The 18,038-nt window shown below is 62.7% G+C and carries 18 protein-coding genes; 14 read left to right on the top strand and 4 right to left on the bottom strand.

Features of this window, described 5'->3' with window-relative positions; genetic code table 11:
* Positions 1 to 3 precede the first annotated feature (3 nt).
* Both P9272_RS00275 and P9272_RS00280 read right to left on the bottom strand, forming a co-directional pair.
* Positions 4 to 564: a TadE/TadG family type IV pilus assembly protein gene (locus P9272_RS00275; protein ID WP_278158565.1), complete on the bottom strand. Its 561-nt coding sequence runs from the start codon at positions 562 to 564 to the stop codon at positions 4 to 6.
* A 167-nt stretch (positions 565 to 731) separates the two neighbouring features.
* The gene (locus P9272_RS00280; protein WP_128256868.1) at positions 732 to 1,154 is read right to left on the bottom strand and encodes a pilus assembly protein N-terminal domain-containing protein; all 423 of its coding nucleotides are present in this window, start codon (positions 1,152 to 1,154) and stop codon (positions 732 to 734) included.
* A gap of 357 nt (positions 1,155 to 1,511) precedes the next feature.
* On the opposite strand from P9272_RS00280, the gene P9272_RS00285 reads away from it, so the two are divergent.
* The 9 genes from P9272_RS00285 (at position 1,512) to P9272_RS00325 (ending at position 10,763) form a co-directional block, all read left to right on the top strand.
* On the top strand, positions 1,512 to 1,691 hold the full coding sequence (locus P9272_RS00285) for a Flp family type IVb pilin (protein ID WP_095819348.1): 180 nt from the start codon (positions 1,512 to 1,514) through the stop codon (positions 1,689 to 1,691).
* 244 nt (positions 1,692 to 1,935) lie between these two features.
* Positions 1,936 to 2,454 carry a prepilin peptidase gene (locus P9272_RS00290; RefSeq protein ID WP_128256867.1) on the top strand — a complete coding sequence of 173 codons (519 nt, stop codon included), beginning with the start codon at positions 1,936 to 1,938 and terminating at the stop codon, positions 2,452 to 2,454.
* Between the two features lie 197 nt (positions 2,455 to 2,651).
* Entirely contained in the window at positions 2,652 to 3,464 is an 813-nt protein-coding gene (gene cpaB / locus P9272_RS00295; protein ID WP_128256866.1) for a Flp pilus assembly protein CpaB, read from the top strand.
* Positions 3,461 to 4,987, top strand: a complete 1,527-nt coding sequence (locus P9272_RS00300) for a type II and III secretion system protein family protein (RefSeq protein ID WP_128256865.1) — start codon at positions 3,461 to 3,463, stop codon at positions 4,985 to 4,987. The genes cpaB and P9272_RS00300 overlap by 4 nt, the downstream gene beginning before the upstream one ends.
* Before the next feature lie 14 nt (positions 4,988 to 5,001).
* Positions 5,002 to 5,733: a CpaD family pilus assembly protein gene (locus P9272_RS00305; RefSeq protein ID WP_278157957.1), complete on the top strand. Its 732-nt coding sequence runs from the start codon at positions 5,002 to 5,004 to the stop codon at positions 5,731 to 5,733.
* A gap of 43 nt (positions 5,734 to 5,776) precedes the next feature.
* Positions 5,777 to 7,060 (top strand): CpaE family protein, encoded by a 1,284-nt coding sequence (locus P9272_RS00310; protein ID WP_278157958.1) that lies wholly within the window; start codon positions 5,777 to 5,779, stop codon positions 7,058 to 7,060.
* A 30-nt stretch (positions 7,061 to 7,090) separates the two neighbouring features.
* The gene (locus P9272_RS00315) at positions 7,091 to 8,590 is read left to right on the top strand and encodes a CpaF family protein (RefSeq protein WP_278157960.1); all 1,500 of its coding nucleotides are present in this window, start codon (positions 7,091 to 7,093) and stop codon (positions 8,588 to 8,590) included.
* Positions 8,591 to 8,720: 130 nt separating this feature from the next.
* Positions 8,721 to 9,734 (top strand): type II secretion system F family protein, encoded by a 1,014-nt coding sequence (locus P9272_RS00320; RefSeq protein WP_128256861.1) that lies wholly within the window; start codon positions 8,721 to 8,723, stop codon positions 9,732 to 9,734.
* 12 nt (positions 9,735 to 9,746) lie between these two features.
* On the top strand, positions 9,747 to 10,763 hold the full coding sequence (locus tag P9272_RS00325; protein ID WP_128256860.1) for a type II secretion system F family protein: 1,017 nt from the start codon (positions 9,747 to 9,749) through the stop codon (positions 10,761 to 10,763).
* 146 nt (positions 10,764 to 10,909) lie between these two features.
* Here P9272_RS00325 and P9272_RS00330 read toward each other — a convergent pair whose 3' ends face one another.
* On the bottom strand, positions 10,910 to 11,737 hold the full coding sequence (locus P9272_RS00330; RefSeq protein ID WP_278157963.1) for a tetratricopeptide repeat protein: 828 nt from the start codon (positions 11,735 to 11,737) through the stop codon (positions 10,910 to 10,912).
* A 123-nt stretch (positions 11,738 to 11,860) separates the two neighbouring features.
* Between P9272_RS00330 and P9272_RS00335 the strand changes: the two genes are divergently transcribed.
* The 4 genes from P9272_RS00335 to P9272_RS00350 all read left to right on the top strand — a co-directional run bounded on the left by P9272_RS00335 (position 11,861) and on the right by P9272_RS00350 (position 14,957).
* Positions 11,861 to 13,225, top strand: coding sequence for a leucyl aminopeptidase family protein (locus P9272_RS00335; protein ID WP_278157965.1), 1,365 nt, complete (start codon positions 11,861 to 11,863; stop codon positions 13,223 to 13,225).
* 61 nt (positions 13,226 to 13,286) lie between these two features.
* Entirely contained in the window at positions 13,287 to 13,637 is a 351-nt protein-coding gene (locus tag P9272_RS00340; protein ID WP_112127927.1) for a MarR family winged helix-turn-helix transcriptional regulator, read from the top strand.
* Between the two features lie 28 nt (positions 13,638 to 13,665).
* Positions 13,666 to 14,526, top strand: coding sequence for an NlpC/P60 family protein (locus tag P9272_RS00345; protein WP_278157968.1), 861 nt, complete (start codon positions 13,666 to 13,668; stop codon positions 14,524 to 14,526).
* 215 nt (positions 14,527 to 14,741) lie between these two features.
* A complete protein-coding gene (locus P9272_RS00350) occupies positions 14,742 to 14,957 on the top strand; it encodes a KTSC domain-containing protein (RefSeq protein ID WP_278157970.1) in 216 nt (71 codons plus the stop codon).
* Between the two features lie 180 nt (positions 14,958 to 15,137).
* Here the strand turns inward: P9272_RS00350 and P9272_RS00355 are convergent, their stop codons facing one another.
* Positions 15,138 to 15,323 carry a DUF3606 domain-containing protein gene (locus P9272_RS00355; RefSeq protein ID WP_128256855.1) on the bottom strand — a complete coding sequence of 62 codons (186 nt, stop codon included), beginning with the start codon at positions 15,321 to 15,323 and terminating at the stop codon, positions 15,138 to 15,140.
* Positions 15,324 to 15,496: 173 nt separating this feature from the next.
* On the opposite strand from P9272_RS00355, the gene P9272_RS00360 reads away from it, so the two are divergent.
* The gene (locus tag P9272_RS00360; RefSeq protein ID WP_278158567.1) at positions 15,497 to 18,025 is read left to right on the top strand and encodes a ligase-associated DNA damage response DEXH box helicase; all 2,529 of its coding nucleotides are present in this window, start codon (positions 15,497 to 15,499) and stop codon (positions 18,023 to 18,025) included.
* Positions 18,026 to 18,038 lie beyond the last annotated feature (13 nt).

Here is an 18,038-nt window from a genome sequence, read left to right on the forward strand (position 1 = left end):
GTCTCAATTGTCGTTGAATGGTTCGTTCTGCCAGGTCACCGATGCGAAATGCAGCGTGTTGCCATCCTTCAGATTGGCCATCGACTTGGCCAGGAAATCGGTCATCACCGGCCATTTGTAGAACACCCGCAACATGTTGATGGACTCGGCCAACCCCGGCGAGACCGTGAAGCTCATCGAGTTGGTGCCTTGCGTCAGCACGATATCTCCGTTGACGATCTTGAAGCTCGCCGTGGCGGCGTCGGCGAAGCTCGGATATTCACGCAGGTCCACCAGCAATCCCGGGCAGTCCTTGGCCACCATGATCTCCAGCCTGCTGCAGATCAGCTGCTTGATCGAGGATTCGGTGACGTTCGACTTCTGCAGCTGCCCGGTCCGCAACTGGCGGGCGACATCATCGGTGATGTTGGCCATCACCTCCTGACCGGCGAAGGAGATGCAGCTCTCGAGGATAGCGAAGACGAGAAGCGCGAACGGGATGGCAAGCATCGCAAATTCCATCGCCGTGCTGCCGCGTCTGTCGCTGAAGAAGCCGGGGAATTTGGCGCGCGACGTGCTGTCCATGCCGTTGCCGGATGTGGCATCTCTGCTCATTTGTGTTCCTGCCGATCCCCTTGCGGTACCGGCGGCAAGGTAGCGAAAACCCATTGAGCTCCGGTTTGGATGATCGTTAAATTCGCCGGGCAGGCTTTAAGCTGTCCTTAACGCCCGCTCCAACGCTCTCTTCGGGCTTAGTGCGTGGCGCTCATTTCGGTCTCGGAAGCCTTCTCGGCCTCGGTCTTGTAGGCGCTCTCGCAATAGGGCGTGCAAGACATGGTCTGGACTTCGGCACGCCTGTAAATGCGTACCGAGGAAGCGGCCTGTCGCACGACGGTCACCTGTTCGTCGATGATCGGGCTGCCGTCCGAGTCGAGCACGACCAGATTGGTGACGCCAAAACCTTTGCCGGTAAGAACGATGGTCGAGGCGTCCTGCACCGAGGCATCGGCGATGGCCGGGTTGCCGATGACGACCGTGTCGGCCGCGCGGGACAATTTGACGATCTTTGCCTGGTTCATGGTCACTTCGACACCCGCGCCGGCCCTGGCCGGGAGGACCGAGGCGGCAGCCGCCAGCAGCGCGGCGACTGGAAACAGCGATTTGGACAGGGTCATTGAAGCGCTCCCGGCGGGCAGATTCTTCAACGGAACATGAACGAGATTGGTGAACCAACGGTTAAACCATGCCGGGTCGCGATGGCGGATCGGCTTGCCCAGCCCTCACACATCCATTGTGGCTGCTGTTTTAGCAAGGTTGCGGGAGCCGCTGGTTTCCGCTGTTTTGCGGAGGGCGCACGTTGGCTGATGGCGTTTAGGTCGCGGTTAACCACGCAGCGCGTTCGCCCCTGGAAAGGAATCGGTAAGGCTGTTTATTAAGCCGATCGAAACGGCTTCTCCCTAGATTTGCAGCATCCGATCAACCGCAAGAGAAGTTGACGGAAGTGCTGTAACACGTGGAGTAGGAGCTCTCGAATGTCTAATCTCATTGCACGCTTCGTGAAGGACGAATCCGGCGCGACCGCCATCGAATACGGTCTGATCGCCGCCCTCATCGCGCTTGCCATCATGGTCGGCGCTTCGCAGCTCGGCGGCGCGCTGAACGCCAAGTTCACCGCCATTGCAGGCGCGGTCAACACCGGCACCGCTCCGTGATAAACGGAAATATTCTCGTCTAGTGGAAGGGCCGCCGTTTCGCGGCCCTTTTTCATGATAGCAACCAATACTGTCGTTCGGATGCGAACGGCAATCTTCGGTGCGATGCCATGCATCCGCCAAACGCTTGACGCACATCGCCCGGACCCACTTCGTTGCGGCGCGCATCAGGAGTGTCCCGTCTCATCGATTGTTAACGGGATGTGCTTAAGGTCCAAACCGAGCTTCCACGGGTGCCGCTTCAATGCTTGAAGCCGTTATCTTCGTCGTCTTCCCATTCTGCATGCTGTTTGCTGGCATCTCCGACACGTTGTCGATGACCATCGCCAACCGCGTTCCCGTCCTGTTGGTGGCGACGTTCGCGCTTGTCGCGCCGCTCACCGGGATGGACTGGGCGACCTATGGCTGGCACTTCGCCGCCTGCGCTCTCGTGCTTGCCACGACATTCGGCCTCTTTGCGCTCGGCGGCATGGGCGGCGGCGACGCCAAGCTTCTGGCCGCGACCGCTCTATGGATGGGCCTCAATATCAACTTGATCGGCTATCTGGTGACGTCGGCTTTCATCGGGGGCCTGCTGACCATCGCAATCCTCGCCTACCGGAAATCGCCGCTGGCCGCTTATACCGGCCATAGCCGATTCCTGCGTTACTTTGCCGACGAGAAAGTGGGCATTCCCTATGGCATCGCGCTTGGCGCCGGAGGACTGATCACGTTCCCGGACTCGCCGCTGATGGTCTGGGCGCTGCAGAGGCTTACGGCATAGGTTTGGTGACATCGATGCCGGCGACCGAAGGCGGCCGAGCCGCCTTTTTTGTTAACGGTGAGGCTGTTCGATCGAATTTGAGTAAACCTTAAATTAATCACGATCGTAAGCATTGCATTAACCTTGTTTTGACGATTGCCGCTGCAAAGTCCGGCCAGGCGTGGGTGGTTTGCCACGAGGTGAAGGGTTTCGGACGAATGCCAGCATCCCGATTGATTATTCTGGGCGTGGCTGCGGTGGCGGCGGGTGGCGCGGGCTATGTCGCCAAGAACATGGTCGTGGCGCCGCCAGCGCAGGTCGTTGTCAATGCGCCCGCTCAGCCGGCGGTCGCATTGCAGGACGTGCTGGTGCTTTCCGGCGACGTGCCGATGGGCAGCCAGCTCGGCAACAACATCAGTTGGGAAAAATGGCCGTCCGACGGCGTCAATGCCAATTTCATCACGCGCGCCGCCGAACCTGACGCGGTCGAAAAGCTCAAGGGCTCGGTCGCCCGGGTCGCCATGTATACGGGTGAGCCGCTGCGCCGCTCCAAGCTGGTCGGCGAGGGGCAGAGCTTCATGTCGTCGATCCTGCCTTCAGGCATGCGCGCTGTCGCCACAGCGATATCGGCCGACACCTCCGCCGGCGGCTTCATCCTGCCCAACGACTTCGTCGACGTCATCATGACCCGCCGCGCCGACACCGGCAATGGCGGCACCGGCTTCAACACCTCGACCATCCTCAAGAACATCCGTGTGCTGGCCATCGACCAGACCATCCAGGAGGACGAGGAAGGCAAGAAGACCAGGGTCGGCCAGACCGCGACGCTGGAGCTGACGCCGCAGCAGGCCGAGATCATCACCGTGGCACAGCAGATGGCGGACCGCCTGACGCTCGCGCTGCGCCCGATCACCGACATCCACGAAAAGAGCACGGACGAAGCCGACTATCTGGTCAACGGCAGTGGCCGGCGCGGAACGGTGCGTCTGATCAAGTCGGGCGAAGTTTCCGAGGTGGGAGCAAGGAAATGAGGCTAAACGGTAAACTGCCCGTCATTGCGGCGGCGGCAATCGGCCTGTTCCTGCTCGGCACCAATGCGCCCGGCCTTGTCGAGGCCAGGGCCGCGGGCAAGGCGGGCGTGACGGCCTCGGTCGCCACCCAGCGCGTCAAGCTCGGTCTCAATAAATCGGTAGTCATCGACCTGCCGAACGATGCCTATGATATCCTCGTCGCCAATCCGGCGGTTGCCGACGCGGTGACGCGCACGGCGCGGCGCATCTACCTGTTCGGCAAGGCGGTCGGCGAAACCAACATCTTTGTCTTTGGGCCCAATGGCGAGCAGATCGTCAGCCTCGACCTGGCCGTCGAGCGAGATGTCGCCGGGCTGGAGGACTATCTGAAGCGCTTCATCCCGTCCTCGCAGATAAAGGTCGAGCTGCTCAACGACAACGTTGTGCTGACGGGCACGGTCGACACGCCTCTCGATGCCAAGCGCGCCGTCGATCTCGCGACCATCTTCGTGTCCGGCGGTGAAGCGACGACCGGCCAATATTCGCAGACTGCCGCCGGCGGCTCGGTCAATGGCGGCGTCGACATCAACAACCCTGACCAGCAACGCCGGACCTCCAAGATCGTCAACCTGTTGCAGATCATCGGTGACGACCAGGTGACGCTCAAGGTGACCGTCGCGGAAGTAAGCCGCTCGGTGATGAAGCAGCTCGGCGTCAATATGGTTGGCAACGGGGGAAGCAACGGGATCAGTTACGGCGCGATCAGCGACAATTTCATGGGCTTGGGTAAACAGCTGTCGAATTCGGGCGCGACCATCGGCAGCTCGTCACTGACAGCTTACATCAATGCCATGGAGCAGTCGGGTGTCATGAAGACATTGGCCGAACCGACCCTGACCGCCGTCTCAGGCGAGAAGGCCACATTTAAGGTTGGCGGCGAATACAATATGGTGAGCGGTGTCACGGCCAATGTGTCCACCGACAATCAGACCGGCCTAAAGAACTATACGATGGACAAGATCGAGTACGGTATCGGTCTGGAATTCCAGCCGGTGGTTCTATCGCCGGGTCGCATCAGCCTGAAAGTCAGGACAGCCGTCTCCGAGCCGACCACCGAAGGATCCGTGGCGCTTTCCTCCGGCGTGACGAGCCCCGGCACCAATATCCTGTCGTTGCGCAAGCGCCTTGCGGATACGACGGTCGAATTGCCCTCTGGCGGCTCCATGATGATCGCTGGCCTGGTTCGCGACGACGTGCGGCAAGCGGTCGCCGGATTGCCTGGTCTCTCCAAGATCCCTGTCCTCGGCACGCTCTTCCGCAGCCGCGATTTCGTCCGCAACGAAAGCGAACTGGTCATCATAATCACGCCCTATCTGGCGCGGCCGGTGGCACGCAACGATCTGGCAAAGCCGGACGACAATTTCAATCCGCCGAGCGACGGCGCCGGCATGTTCCTCGGCCGCGTCAACCGCGTCTACGGCACCATGCAGACCGACAGGCCAGCCGGCCGTTATCACGGCGTCGTCGGCTTCATCTACAAATGAGTGGGAATGCGGATATGTCCAAGTCAGCATCGAAGGTCATGACGGTCCGGGCAGCATCCGGCATCGCAAGGATACGCCGGCAGGTGGTCCCGGCACTGGCAATCGCCCTTGCGACGTCGCTCGCCGGATGCGCCAATCGCGACAGCGTTACGGTCGGATCGATACCCGACGACTACCGCACGACGCATCCCATCGTCATCGCCGAGAAGAACCAGAAGATCGATCTGCCGGTCGGCGCCGGCGATCGCGGCATGACGGGCGCGCAACGCGACGCGCTGCTCGGTTTTCTCGACGGTTACGACAAGAGCGCCGCGCCGGCGCTGACGATCGCGATGCCGGCCGGATCCGCCAACGAGGTCGCCGCCCAGGCGGCAGGCCGCGATTTCGCCAGGCTCGCCATGAGGGCGGGCGTCAAGCGCAACCGCATCGTCATGACATCCTATCAGTCGGCTGTGCCGGAGGCATCCGCGCCGGTGCGCGTCGCCTTCGTCGCGGTGCGGGCCCAGACCGACAAATGCGGGCGTTGGCCCGACGACCTGACCGAGACGTCGGAGAACAAGCACTATGCCGACTTCGGCTGCTCCTATCAGAACAATCTCGCGGCCCAGATAGCCAATCCCAACGATCTGCTCGGGCCGCGCAAGCAGTCCGAGATCGACGCCGAAAACCGTGGCGCGGTGATCGACAAATATCGCGCAAGGGGAATCTCGGATGAGTTCCTAGGCAGCTCGGAAGTGACTTACTAGGCCGCCGGACGACGAAGAGAGCAGTCACGGAAAGAGCATGACGATGAGCAATCTTGCCTACGACACGCCCGCGGAAACCGGCGACCTTTCGCAGCAGGACATCGCCGCCATGCAGGCGCTGCGCCCCGTGCCCCGCATTTCGATCCAGGCCTTCTGCGAGACCGAAGGCGTCGCCAGCCCCGTGGAGCGCGCCGGCGAGGATCGCCGGATGGCCAAGGCCCATCTCAAGGTCCATATGGGCGGGGTTGCCACCGCGATCGAGTTCTACCAGTCCGCGCCGACACCGAACCTGATCCTGCTGGAATCGCGCAGCGAGCCGAAGCAACTGCTCGAGCAGCTCGGCCAGCTCGCGGAGTATTGCGATCCGTCGTCAAAGGTCGTCGTCATCGGCCACTACAACGATGTCGGGCTCTACCGCGAGCTTATCCGTTCCGGCATTTCCGAATATGTCATCGCGCCGGTCTCGATGTCCGACATCGTCAGCGTCGTGTCCTCGATCTTCGTCGATCCGGAATCGGAGCCGATCGGCCGCTCGATTGCTTTCATCGGCGCCAAGGGCGGCGTCGGCTCATCGACCATTGCCCACAATGCCGCCTGGGCGATGTCGTCGCTGTTCAAATCCGAAGTCGTCATCGCTGATCTCGACCTCGCCTTCGGCACCGCCAACATCAACTTCGACCAGGATCCGGCTCAGGGCATCGCAGAGGCCGTATTCTCGCCTGAGCGGGTCGATGAGGTCTATCTCGACCGCCTGCTCGCGCAATGCGCCGAGCATCTGTCGCTGCTTGCGGCCCCCTCCACGCTCGAGCGCGTCTATGATTTCGACGCCGAGGCGTTCTCGCAGATCATCGAGACGGCGCAGCGCAGCGCGCCCCTGCTGGTTCTCGATGTCCCTCACATCTGGAGCGGGTGGACGAAAAGCACGCTGGTCAAGGCCGACGAGATCGTCATCACGGCCACGCCCGAGCTCGCAAATCTTCGCAACACCAAGAACATGGTTGACATGCTGAAGCGGCTGCGCCCGAACGATCCGCCGCCGAAGCTGATCATCAACCAGGCAGGTGTGCCGAAACGGCCGGAGATCGCACCTTCCGATTTCGCCGAGCCGCTCGGCATCACCCCTATGGCGGTGATCAATTTCGAACCGCTGCTGTTCGGCAATGCCGCCAACAACGGCCGGATGCTCTCCGAGATGGACGCCAAGAACCCGGTCGTCGCCACCATTAATGAGATAGCGCATGTTCTGACCGGACGTAGCGAAATCAAGACAAAGAAGAAGGCCGGCCTGGGTTCGATCCTCGGCAAGCTCTCGCGCAACAAGAAGTGACGCTGTTTGAGCGGCATCGGGTAGTCGATCATGTTTGGTAAGCGAGGCAAAGACGACGGCAACCGGGTGACGCCCGAATTCCGTCCGCCGGCGTCGGCTCCCGCCGTTCCCGCTTCGACGGGAACGATGACGGCCGAGCGGCCGGCTGCGCCGGCGTCCAGCGCGCCGGCCGCGCCGCCGGCTCGCCGTCCCGTCGAGGCGCCGCCGATGGCGCCCGAGCCGCCACGAAGGGTCCAGCGCGAGCGCTCAGAGACCTATTACGACACCAAGAGCCAGGTTTTCTCAGCTCTCATCGACACGATCGACCTGTCGCAGCTCGCCAAGCTCGATCCCGAGAGCGCCCGCGAGGAAATCCGCGACATCGTCAACGACATCATCGCGATCAAGAACTTCGCGATGTCGATCTCCGAGCAGGAGGAGCTGCTCGAAGACATCTGCAACGACGTGCTTGGCTATGGACCGCTGGAGCCGTTGCTTGCCCGCGACGACATAGCCGACATCATGGTCAACGGCTCCAAGAACGTCTACATCGAAGTCAACGGCAGGGTCGAACAGACCGGCGTCCGCTTCCGCGACAACCAGCAGCTGCTCAACATCTGCCAGCGCATCGTCAGCCAGGTCGGCCGCCGCGTCGATGAATCCAGCCCGATCTGCGACGCGCGCCTGCCCGACGGCTCGCGCGTCAACGTCATCGCGCCGCCGCTCTCCATCGACGGCACCGCGCTCACCATCCGCAAATTCAAGAAGGACAAGCTGACGCTGGACCAACTGGTCAAGTTCGGCGCCATCTCGCCGCAAGGCGCGGAAATCCTCAAGATCATAGGCCGTGTTCGCTGCAATGTCGTCATCTCGGGCGGCACCGGCTCCGGCAAGACGACGCTGCTCAACTGCCTGACCAACTATATCGACCGCGAGGAGCGGGTCATCACCTGCGAGGACTCGGCCGAACTGCAGCTGCAGCAGCCGCATGTGGTCCGTCTCGAAACCCGGCCGCCCAATCTCGAGGGCGAGGGCGAGGTGACCATGCGCGACCTCGTCAAGAACTGCCTGCGCATGCGGCCCGAGCGCATCATCGTCGGCGAAGTGCGCGGACCGGAAGTGTTCGACCTTCTGCAGGCGATGAACACCGGTCACGACGGCTCGATGGGAACGATCCACTCGAACAGCCCGCGCGAATGCCTCAATCGTATCGAATCGATGATCGCCATGGGCGGCTATTCGCTGCCACAGCGCACGGTGCGCGAGATCGTCGTCGGTTCCATCGACGTGATCATCCAGGCCGCCCGCCTGCGCGACGGTTCGCGCCGCATCACCCACATCACCGAGGTGATCGGCATGGAGGGCGACGTCATCATCACCCAGGATCTCGTCCTTTATAACATCAAAGGCGAAGACTCGAGCGGCCGGCTGGTCGGCGAGCATGTGTCGACGGGCATCGGCCGCCCGCATTTCTGGGACCGCGCCCGCTATTATGGCGAGGAGCAGCGCCTCGCCAATGCGCTCGAGGCGATGGAGAAACGCACTGACTGAGGCATCTGGAGATCGAAGCAATTCCAGGAAAAGTGTGAAGCGGCTTTTCGTCTGGCATTGCGTCTAAACAAGGAAGTGGGGCGGTTCGCCGTTTCTTTGAAACAGCGAAATGCCCTGGAGATACCGGTCGATGTTCGGAATTGACACCACCGTATTGGCGTTCATCGTGCTTGCCGGCTTCAGCGCTGGCGCGGTGGCCTATGCTTTCCTGTTCACACGCATCGACAATGAGAAGCAGGCCGGCAAGCGGCTTCAGACCATCAAGACGGCCGAAACCGACCGGTCGGTGGTGAAAGCCACGCGCGATCGGACGGCGGAGGCGGTCAAGCGGCGCAAAAGTCTTCAGGACTCGCTCAAGCAGCTCGAGGAGAAACAGAAGACCAACGATCGCAACGTCAAGAAACCGCCGCTGAAGGTCCAGATCCGCCAGGCCGGCATGCAGGTCCCGATCGAGCGCTTCTACCTGTACTCCGCCGCCTGCGGCATCATCCTGACGGCCCTTCTCTTTTTCGTCGGTGCGCCTCTGTGGGCTCTGCCCGGCGCCCTGCTGGTGGGCGGGCTCGGCCTGCCTCGCTGGTTCGTTTCGTTTCGCCGCGCACGTCGCGTCAAGGCCTTCCTGGAAGAGTTTCCGAACGCGCTGGACATCATCGTGCGTGCGGTCAAGTCCGGTCTGCCGCTCAACGACGCGATCCGCCTGATCGCCAACGAATCGCCCGAGCCGGTCCGGTCGGAGTTCCGCCGCATCGTCGATTCCCAGCAGATGGGCATGTCGGTCCCCGACGCCGCCATGCGCATGTCCGAGACCATGCCGTGCAGCGAAGCCGGCTTCTTCGGCATCGTCATCCAGATCCAATCGCAGGCCGGCGGCAACCTGTCGGAGGCGCTGGGCAACCTTTCGCGCGTGCTGCGCGACCGTAAGAAGATGAAGGCCAAGGTCCAGGCCCTGTCTATGGAAGCCAAGGCATCTGCAGTCATCATCGGCGCCCTGCCTTTCGTCGTCGCCTTCCTCGTTTATCTGTCGAGCCCGACCTATATCATGCCGCTGTTCACCACCAGTGTCGGCAACCTGATCCTCGGCTGCTCGGGTGTCTGGATGTCGATCGGCATCCTGGTGATGCGTAAGATGATGAACTTCGAAGTGTAGGGCGCGGATCCGGTGACAGAACAGGTCGTCAAAACACTCACCGACCCTTCCTTCCTGATCGCGATGCTGGTCGGCATCGCGGTGTTCGCAACCGTGTTCACCCTCATGCCGGCGTTCGGCGGCACGTCGCTCAAATCGCGCATGAAGTCCGTGGCGCTCGAACGCGACAGATTGCGCGCCGAGCAGCGCGCGCGGCTGGCCAGCGAGGCCGACCGGCGCCGCAAGGGCCTGCGCGAGGAACAGTCCGTTGGCATGCGCAACATCGTCGACCGCCTGGACCTGAAGCGCGCGCTTGCCGACGAAAGCACGATCCAGAAGCTCAAGGTCGCGGGCTTCCGCGGCCAGAACCCGCTGACGCGCTTCCTCTTCTTCCGCCTCGTCCTGCCATTCGTGGGTTTTGCGCTGGCGGCCGTCTATCTGTTCGTGCTCGGCGGCCTGCCGCAGCAGCCGGCTGTCATCAAGCTGTTCGTCTGTGTCGTCGTCGCCTATGGCGGCTTCTACGCGCCCATCCTCTACGTCAACAACCGGGCGACCAAGCGCAAGCAGTCAATCCAGCTGGCGTGGCCGGACGCGCTCGACCTGATGCTGATCTGCGTGGAATCCGGCATGTCGGTGGAAGCGGCCTTGCGCAGGGTCGCGGACGAAATCGGCGCGCAGTCGGTCGCGCTTGCCGAGGAATTCGTGCTCACCAATGCCGAGCTGTCTTATCTGCAGGATCGCAAGATCGCCTATGAGAACCTGGCAAGCCGCACCGGCCTGGAATCGGTGAAGTCGGTGTCGCAGGCGCTGGTCCAGGCCGAACGCTACGGCACGCCGGTGGCGCATGCGCTGCGCGTGCTCGCTTCGGAAAGCCGCGACATGCGCATGAACGCGGCCGAGAAGAAGGCCGCGGCACTGCCGCCGAAGCTCACCGTGCCGATGATCCTGTTCTTCCTGCCGGTTCTGTTTGCCATCATCCTGGGCCCGGCCGGCATCCAGGTCAGCCAGCGCGGCATCTTCGGCGACCAGCACAGCTCCTCGAGCCGGTAAAGCAACTTCAGGAAAGGTGTTGGGCGGTTTTCCGTCCGGAATTGCGTAAAAACAAAGGGATAGAGCCTTTCATATCAAGCAAAAAGCCGCGCGGCGTCCGCGCGGCTTTTTGGGTTGTCGGAGCGGGCACCGCCTGGCGACGTCCGTCAGTTCGTGGCGACTTTCGCCTTGTTCTTGTCCTGATCCTTCAGCTGGCTCCAGGCATTCTGCTGAGCAAGCATCTGGCGCAGATAGGCGACGTTGGCCTGCGCCTGTTCGGGCGACAATTCCTGCGAGGCGATCTTCTCGGCCTCGTCGAAGCGACCCTGCAGGCCCACCACGAGCGCGAGGTTCTGCCGCACCCGGCTGTCGGCGCCGGGCTGCTGCGCGGCCGAGCGCATATAGGTCTCGGCCGTGCGCAGGTCGCCTTCGAGCACATAGGACATGCCGAGATTGGACAGCACCGAAGGCTCGTTCGGCTTGAGTTCCAGCGCCTTGCGGTAGTCCTGACGCGCCTCGTCCTTCTGGCCCATCTGGTCGAGGATCGCGGCTTCCGCCGACACCAGCTTCCAGTCCGGATATTCGGGCGTCTGCGCGCGACGCACGGCGTCGAGCGCCGGCTCGAACTGGCCGTTGGCGGCGAGCGCCTTGCCATAGGCGGCAAGCACCTCGCGATCCTTGGGATAGGCGATCGCCAGCTTGCGCATCACGGCGAGCGACTGATCGGCATCGCCGTCCATCTGCAGCGCCGCCGCAAAATTCATCGCCATGCGCTTGTCATTGGGATTGCGGGCGTAGGATTCGCCAAGTCTGGACGTGGCGGTGTGCAGTTCCCCGGCCGACATCGTCTCCAGCGGCCTTCTGTCGGAGCGCGAGATGGAGCCGGTGGTCATTTGGCTGGTGCTGCCGCAACCTGCCACACTGGCTGCAAGAGCCGCGATGAAGGCCGTGCTGATCAGACGCCTGGCTCTATGGTTCAACGCTTTGATCGGCATCGGCGCCCGGTCTCCATTCCTGTGCGGCCATAGGCTGGCCGTCTTCCCTCCCGCAGAAATATTCTGTTAACCCTAACGGACCGTTAAGAAGCCGATTCATCCTGTTCGGCCGGAGATCATCGCATGCCTGTCGAACTCGTCGAACAAAAGCCGGAAGCCGCCTTGCCTGTCTATCTGGTGGCAAAGGACGCCGTTGAAGCCGCGGCATTGCCGCCGGCTGCCATCGCCTGGGCAAGGGCCAACGGTTTTTCCGGCGAGGCAGGGCGCACGCTCATCTTGCCTCGCGACGGAGGCGGCCTTGCCGGCGCTCTGTTCGGCACCGGCGACGGCGAAAGCGCGCTTGCTCTGGGCGCGCTCGCAAGGGCGCTGCCGGACGGAGACTGGTATTTTGCGTCGGACCTGGCGCAACCCGAACTCGCCGCGCTCGCGCTTGTCCTGGGCGGCTATGTCTTTACACGCTACGGCAAGAAACCCGGCAAGGCCTTGCGCTTCGCGCTCCCGGAAGGCGCGGACGGCACGCATGTGCGCCGCGTCGCCGATAGCGTGTTCCTGACACGCGATCTCGTCAACACGCCGACCAGCGACCTCGGTCCGGTCGAACTGGAAGAAGCCGCCCGGCAACTGGCGGCCGCCCATGCCGCAGATATTTCCGCAATCCACGGCGACGATCTTCTGGCGTGGAATTTCCCGATGATCCACGCTGTCGGCCGAGCTTCCGCCGACGCGCCGCGGCTGATCGACATGACCTGGGGACCGAGCGCTGCGCCGAAGGTGACGTTGGTCGGCAAAGGCGTCTGCTTCGACACAGGCGGCCTGGACATCAAGCCTTCGTCGGGCATGCTTTTGATGAAGAAGGACATGGGTGGCGCTGCCAATGTGCTGGGCCTGGCCTCCATGATCATGGCGGCGAAATTGAATGTCCGGTTGCGCGTGCTGATCCCTGCCGTCGAGAATTCGATCGCCGGCAATGCCTTCCGGCCTGGCGACGTGCTGAGGAGCCGCAAAGGCATCACGGTTGAGATCGGCAATACCGACGCAGAAGGCAGACTGATCCTGGCCGACGCGCTAGCGCTGGCCGATGAGGAACGCCCCGCCTTTCTGGTCGACATGGCGACGCTGACCGGCGCAGCCCGAGTAGCCCTTGGCCCCGATCTGCCGCCTTTCTACACCGTCGACGAGACGCTGGCCGCCGATCTGGCCGCTGCCTCCGTGGCGGTCGAGGATCCACTGTGGCGGATGCCTTTGTGGCGTCCTTACGATGCAAAGCTTTCCTCGAAGATCGCCGACATCAACAACGTCACCACCGACGGCTTTGCCGGATCGATCACAGCGGCGCTTTTCCTCCAGCGCTTCGTCGAGAAGACCCACAGCTGGGCGCATTTCGACATCTTCGCCTGGAACCCGGCCGATCGTCCCCACGGCCTGACCGGCGGCGAGGCGCAAGGCATCCGTGCGCTGGAACGGATAATTGCGCAGCGATTTACCTGAGCAATTGTTGGGCGCCCGCCACTGAAACGGAACCGAAACAATTTGCCGGCATGCTTGGGCGATGTCGATCTCGATGCGCCCGAGCCAGGCCTTGCGACTGTGGCAGCAGGTGATGCTGGCCCAGGTGCGCGATGGCGAGCCCGATCTCACTATGCGCCAGACGGCGATCCTGTTCACCATTTATCTGGATCCGCCGCCGCACACGGTGCGCGGGTTGGCCGCCAGGCTCAACGTCACCAAGCCGGTCATCACCCGGGCGCTGGACACGATGGGCGCGCTGAAGCTCGTCTCGCGCCACCGCGACGAGCTCGACAAGCGCAACGTGCTCATCCGGCGCACGGTGGAAGGCGCGCTCTTTGTCGAGCGCTTCGGCGATGGTATCGTCGCCAGGGCCCAGGAATTGCCCATCTGACCTCATCGCTGACGACTGGATTATCGATTTGACCGCAAGGGACGCCCGCCTTCACGCCTTCCGCTCCGATCTTGCCGACGCAAGGCTGAAAGGCGAGGTTGCCGCCGACCGCTTCGTCACCGGCCGCCCAGCGCGGATCACGGCGTCGGTGGCCGACCTGCGCAAGGCGCCGCGCCCCGATTCCGGCGTGAACACGCAGGCGCTGTTCGGCGATGACGTGCTCGTCTTCGAGGACGCGCAAGGATGGGCCTGGGTGCAGGCCGAGCGCGACGGCTATGTCGGCTATGTGGCGGACAATCTTCTTGCCGCGCGCGACCATGCGTTGACCCACATCGTCTGCGTGCCGCGCACCTTCCTCTATCCCGGCCCGGATCTGCGATTTCCGATAGATAGGCAGCTATCGATGGGCTCGACCGTGACGGTGAGCGGCTCGGCGGAAACCCGCGGCACGCATTATGCGCTGCTGCCCTCCGGCCAGGCGATTATCGCTCGCCATCTGCAGCCGATCGCCAAGCTGGCCGACGACTATGTCACCGTCGCCGAGAGTTTCCTGGGCACGCCCTATCTCTGGGGCGGCGTCTCCGGCTTCGGCATCGACTGCTCCGGCCTCGTGCAGTTGGCGATGCGCATGACGGGCAAGGACGTCCTGCGCGATTCCGACATGCAGGCGGCGTCGATCGGCACGCCGTTCGAGCCGGGTCCGAACTATTCAGGTCTCCGGCGCGGCGACCTCGTCTTCTGGAAGGGCCATGTCGCCATCATGACCGACGAAAGGGACATGATCCACGCCAACGGCCACACCATGCTGGTCTCACGCGAGGGGCTGAAACAAGCGGTCGAGCGCATCGGCTATCTCTATGGCGTCCCGACGGGGTTTCGGAGGCCATGATCTTACTCCGCCCGCCAGCCCTCGTCGGTCGACCTTTTTCCTGGTCGGAACCTAAGGCTTGGAAAAGCATTGCCTTTCCATGTTCAATGACAAAGAAACTCTGATTGTCGAAACGTGCTTGCTCGTGGCCGTTCCAGTGTCGATCGGCATAGCGGTGTTCTCGGCTGTCCTATTCCACTGATCAGGATCATCCAGGCAAATGGGGCTGGCCGCAAATGCCATCCACCTCGATCAGGAAAACCGAATACGATCCGTCCCGCAGGATTCTCTGCGTGTGGTTTGTATCCAGTGGCAAGCGCTATGAGTTTGAGGGCGTGCCCCCGGAGACCTATGCGGCCTTCCGTTCGTCGTTCGTCAAAGGGCGCTTTTTCAATAAGCACATTCGCAATTGCTTTCCGTATCGCCGCGTCGCGTCCGACAGCCACGGTTGACGGTTCTGCTACGCATCGAGTTCGAGCGGGTCATGGTCTGGCCGCTGGTGCCAGATCACCTGCCGCAAATCGCGCAAGTCGATGGCTGACGGCAGACGGGGCATAGCAGGAATTGATTGGACTCCTTGATCACCTCGCCGCCATGCCGCCGTCCCCCAATGGGGCCCAGTTGGTGAATCTTCACCCCCGCAGCTTCCTTGCTTCGCGTTCCAGCGTCTTGCGCTCGTTGCCGTGCTTGCGGATCAGTTCACGAACCTGCTCGGGCGTGATCCGATGCTGTTTGGCGAAGTAGCGGACCTCGTAATCCTCGTCTGCTGAGACTCGATCCCGGTCGCGGAAATCGCGCTTGGTTTTGTCGTCTGCCATAGCTGCTCCTCCTGGTCAGAAGGAACCGCTACAGCCCTTGAATGTTCCCATTGGCTGTAGCTGCCTTGGCTTGCCTGCGGGCATACTCTCCTCGCGAACGGGGCGAGAAACTCCGATCCCCTTTTGTTCCGATTTTCCTTGGCGATCGCGTGCCGCCGCGTTACCTGTTGCGCGTGACCGAGCAGCCGCGCCTTGCCGAACAGAATGCCGCCGTTCTCCTGCCCGAGCCATTCGTCAAATGGTTCGGTCAAAAGGGCTGGTCGCCGCGTGCCCACCAGCTCGAGCTGCTGGCGAAGGCGCAAAGCGGCCAATCGGTGCTGCTGATCGCGCCGACCGGCGCCGGCAAGACCCTGGCCGGTTTCCTGCCGTCGCTCACGGCGCTCGCCAACCGTCCCAAGAGGAAGCCGGGCGAAGGCCGCCGCGGCATCCACACGCTCTACATTTCGCCGCTCAAGGCGTTGGCCGTCGACATCGAGCGGAATCTTGGCAAGCCGGTCGAGGAGATCGGACTGCCCGTCACCATCGAGACCCGCACCGGCGACACGCCTTCGCACAAGCGCCAGCGGCAGAAACTGGCGCCGCCCGATATCCTGCTCAGCACGCCAGAGCAGCTCGCGTTGCTGATCGCCTCGAACGACGCGAGACGCTTCTTCGAGGATTTGCGCTACGTCGTGCTCGACGAACTGCATTCGTTGGTCACATCCAAGCGCGGGCATCTGCTGGCGCTCGGCTTGGCGCGGTTGCGGGCCTTCGTTCCCGGACTGCAGACCATAGGCCTGTCGGCCACCGTGGCCGAGCCGGACGAATTGCGGCGTTGGCTGGTCAGTCAGGCCTCACCTGGCGCCATGTCCGAACTCATCGTCGTCACGGGCGGCGCCAAGCCCGACATCTCGATTCTCGATTCCGAAGAACGCGTTCCCTGGGCCGGGCACTCGGCGCGCTACGCCACTCCGGAAATCTATCGCGAGATCAAGCGGCACAAGACCACGCTGCTGTTCGTCAACACGCGCAGCCAGGCTGAGCTGCTGTTCCAGGAGTTATGGCGCGTCAATGAAGACACCTTGCCGATCGCCCTTCATCACGGATCGCTGGACGTCGCCCAGCGCCGCCGCGTCGAGAAGGCGATGGGCGAGAACGCGCTGCGCGCCATCGTCGCCACCTCGACGCTGGATCTCGGCATCGACTGGGGCGACGTTGACCTTGTCGTGCATGTCGGCGCACCGAAAGGGGCCAGCCGGTTGGCGCAGCGCATCGGCCGCGCCAACCATCGCATGGACGAGCCGTCGAAGGCGATCCTGATCCCGGCAAATCGTTTCGAGGTTCTGGAATGCCGGGCCGCGCTCGATGCCAATTATCTCGGCGCTCAGGATACGCCGCCGCTGGTCAATGGCGGCCTGGACGTCTTGGCGCAACACGTGCTGGGCTGCGCCTGCGGAGCGCCCTTCCATGCCGATACGTTATTCGATGAAGTAAGGACGGCCGCACCTTACGTCAGCCTGGACAGGCCGACATTCGATCGGGTCATCGACTTCGTCGCCACGGGTGGCTACGCGCTCAGAAATTACGAGCGCTATGCCCGCATCCGGCAGACCAAGGAAGGCTTGTGGCGGGTTTCAAATCCGGCCGTCGCCCAGCAATACAGGCTCAATGTCGGCACCATCATCGAAGTGCCCGCGCTCAATGTGCGCTACGTCCGGGCCGGCAGCAGGGGGGCAGCATCGCGCGGCGGCAGGGTGTTGGGAAAGATCGAGGAAGCGTTCCTGGAGACTTTGACCCATGGCGACACCTTCATGTTCGCGGGCAAGATCCTGCGCTTCGAGGGCATCCGCGAGAACGAGTGCTTCGTCTCGAACGCGCCGGGCAGCGACGCGAAGGTGCCCTATTATGGCGGCGGCAAATTCCCGCTTTCGACCTACCTCGCCGAGCAGGTGCGGGCCATGCTCGACGACCCGCAACGCTGGAAGAAACTGCCCGAGCAGGTCGCGGATTGGCTGCGGTTCCAGGCGGACAAGTCCATCCTCCCGAAACGCGACGACCTGTTGATCGAAACCTTCCCGCGCGGCAACCGCTATTACCTCGTGGCCTATCCGTTCGAGGGCAGGCTTGCGCACCAGACGCTCGGCATGCTGCTCACCCGCCGGCTCGATCGCGCGGGTGCAAAGCCGGTCGGCTTCGTGGCGACCGACTATGCGCTGGCCATCTGGTCGCTGGCCGACATGGGCTGGATGTTCAAGAACAGAAAACCGTCGCTGGCCACCCTGTTCGATCAGGACATGCTGGGCGATGATCTCGAGGCCTGGTTTGCCGATAGCTGGCTGTTGAAGCGCACCTTCCGCAACTGCGCGCTGATTTCCGGACTGATCGAAAAGCGCCATCCGGGCAAGGAGAAAAGCGGCCGCCAGGTGACCGTTTCGACCGACCTGATCTATGACGTGCTGCGCAGCCACGAACCCGACCATATTCTGCTGCAGGCAACCCGCACGGATGCTGCGACAGGGTTGCTCGATGTCAGCAGACTTGCCGAGATGCTCTCGCGCATCCGCGGTCGAATCATGCATAAGAATCTCGAGCAGATATCGCCACTGGCCGTGCCGATCATGCTCGAAATCGGCAAGATGCCGGTGAATGGCGAGGCGGACGAGACGCTATTGATGGATGCCGCCACCCTTGTCGAAGAGGCCATGGGGGCCCGAGATGACTGACTGAAGATAGGAC

The sequence above is a fragment of the Mesorhizobium sp. WSM4976 genome, assembly GCF_029625685.1.
In the GTDB taxonomy this organism is placed as follows: Bacteria; Pseudomonadota; Alphaproteobacteria; order Rhizobiales; family Rhizobiaceae; genus Mesorhizobium.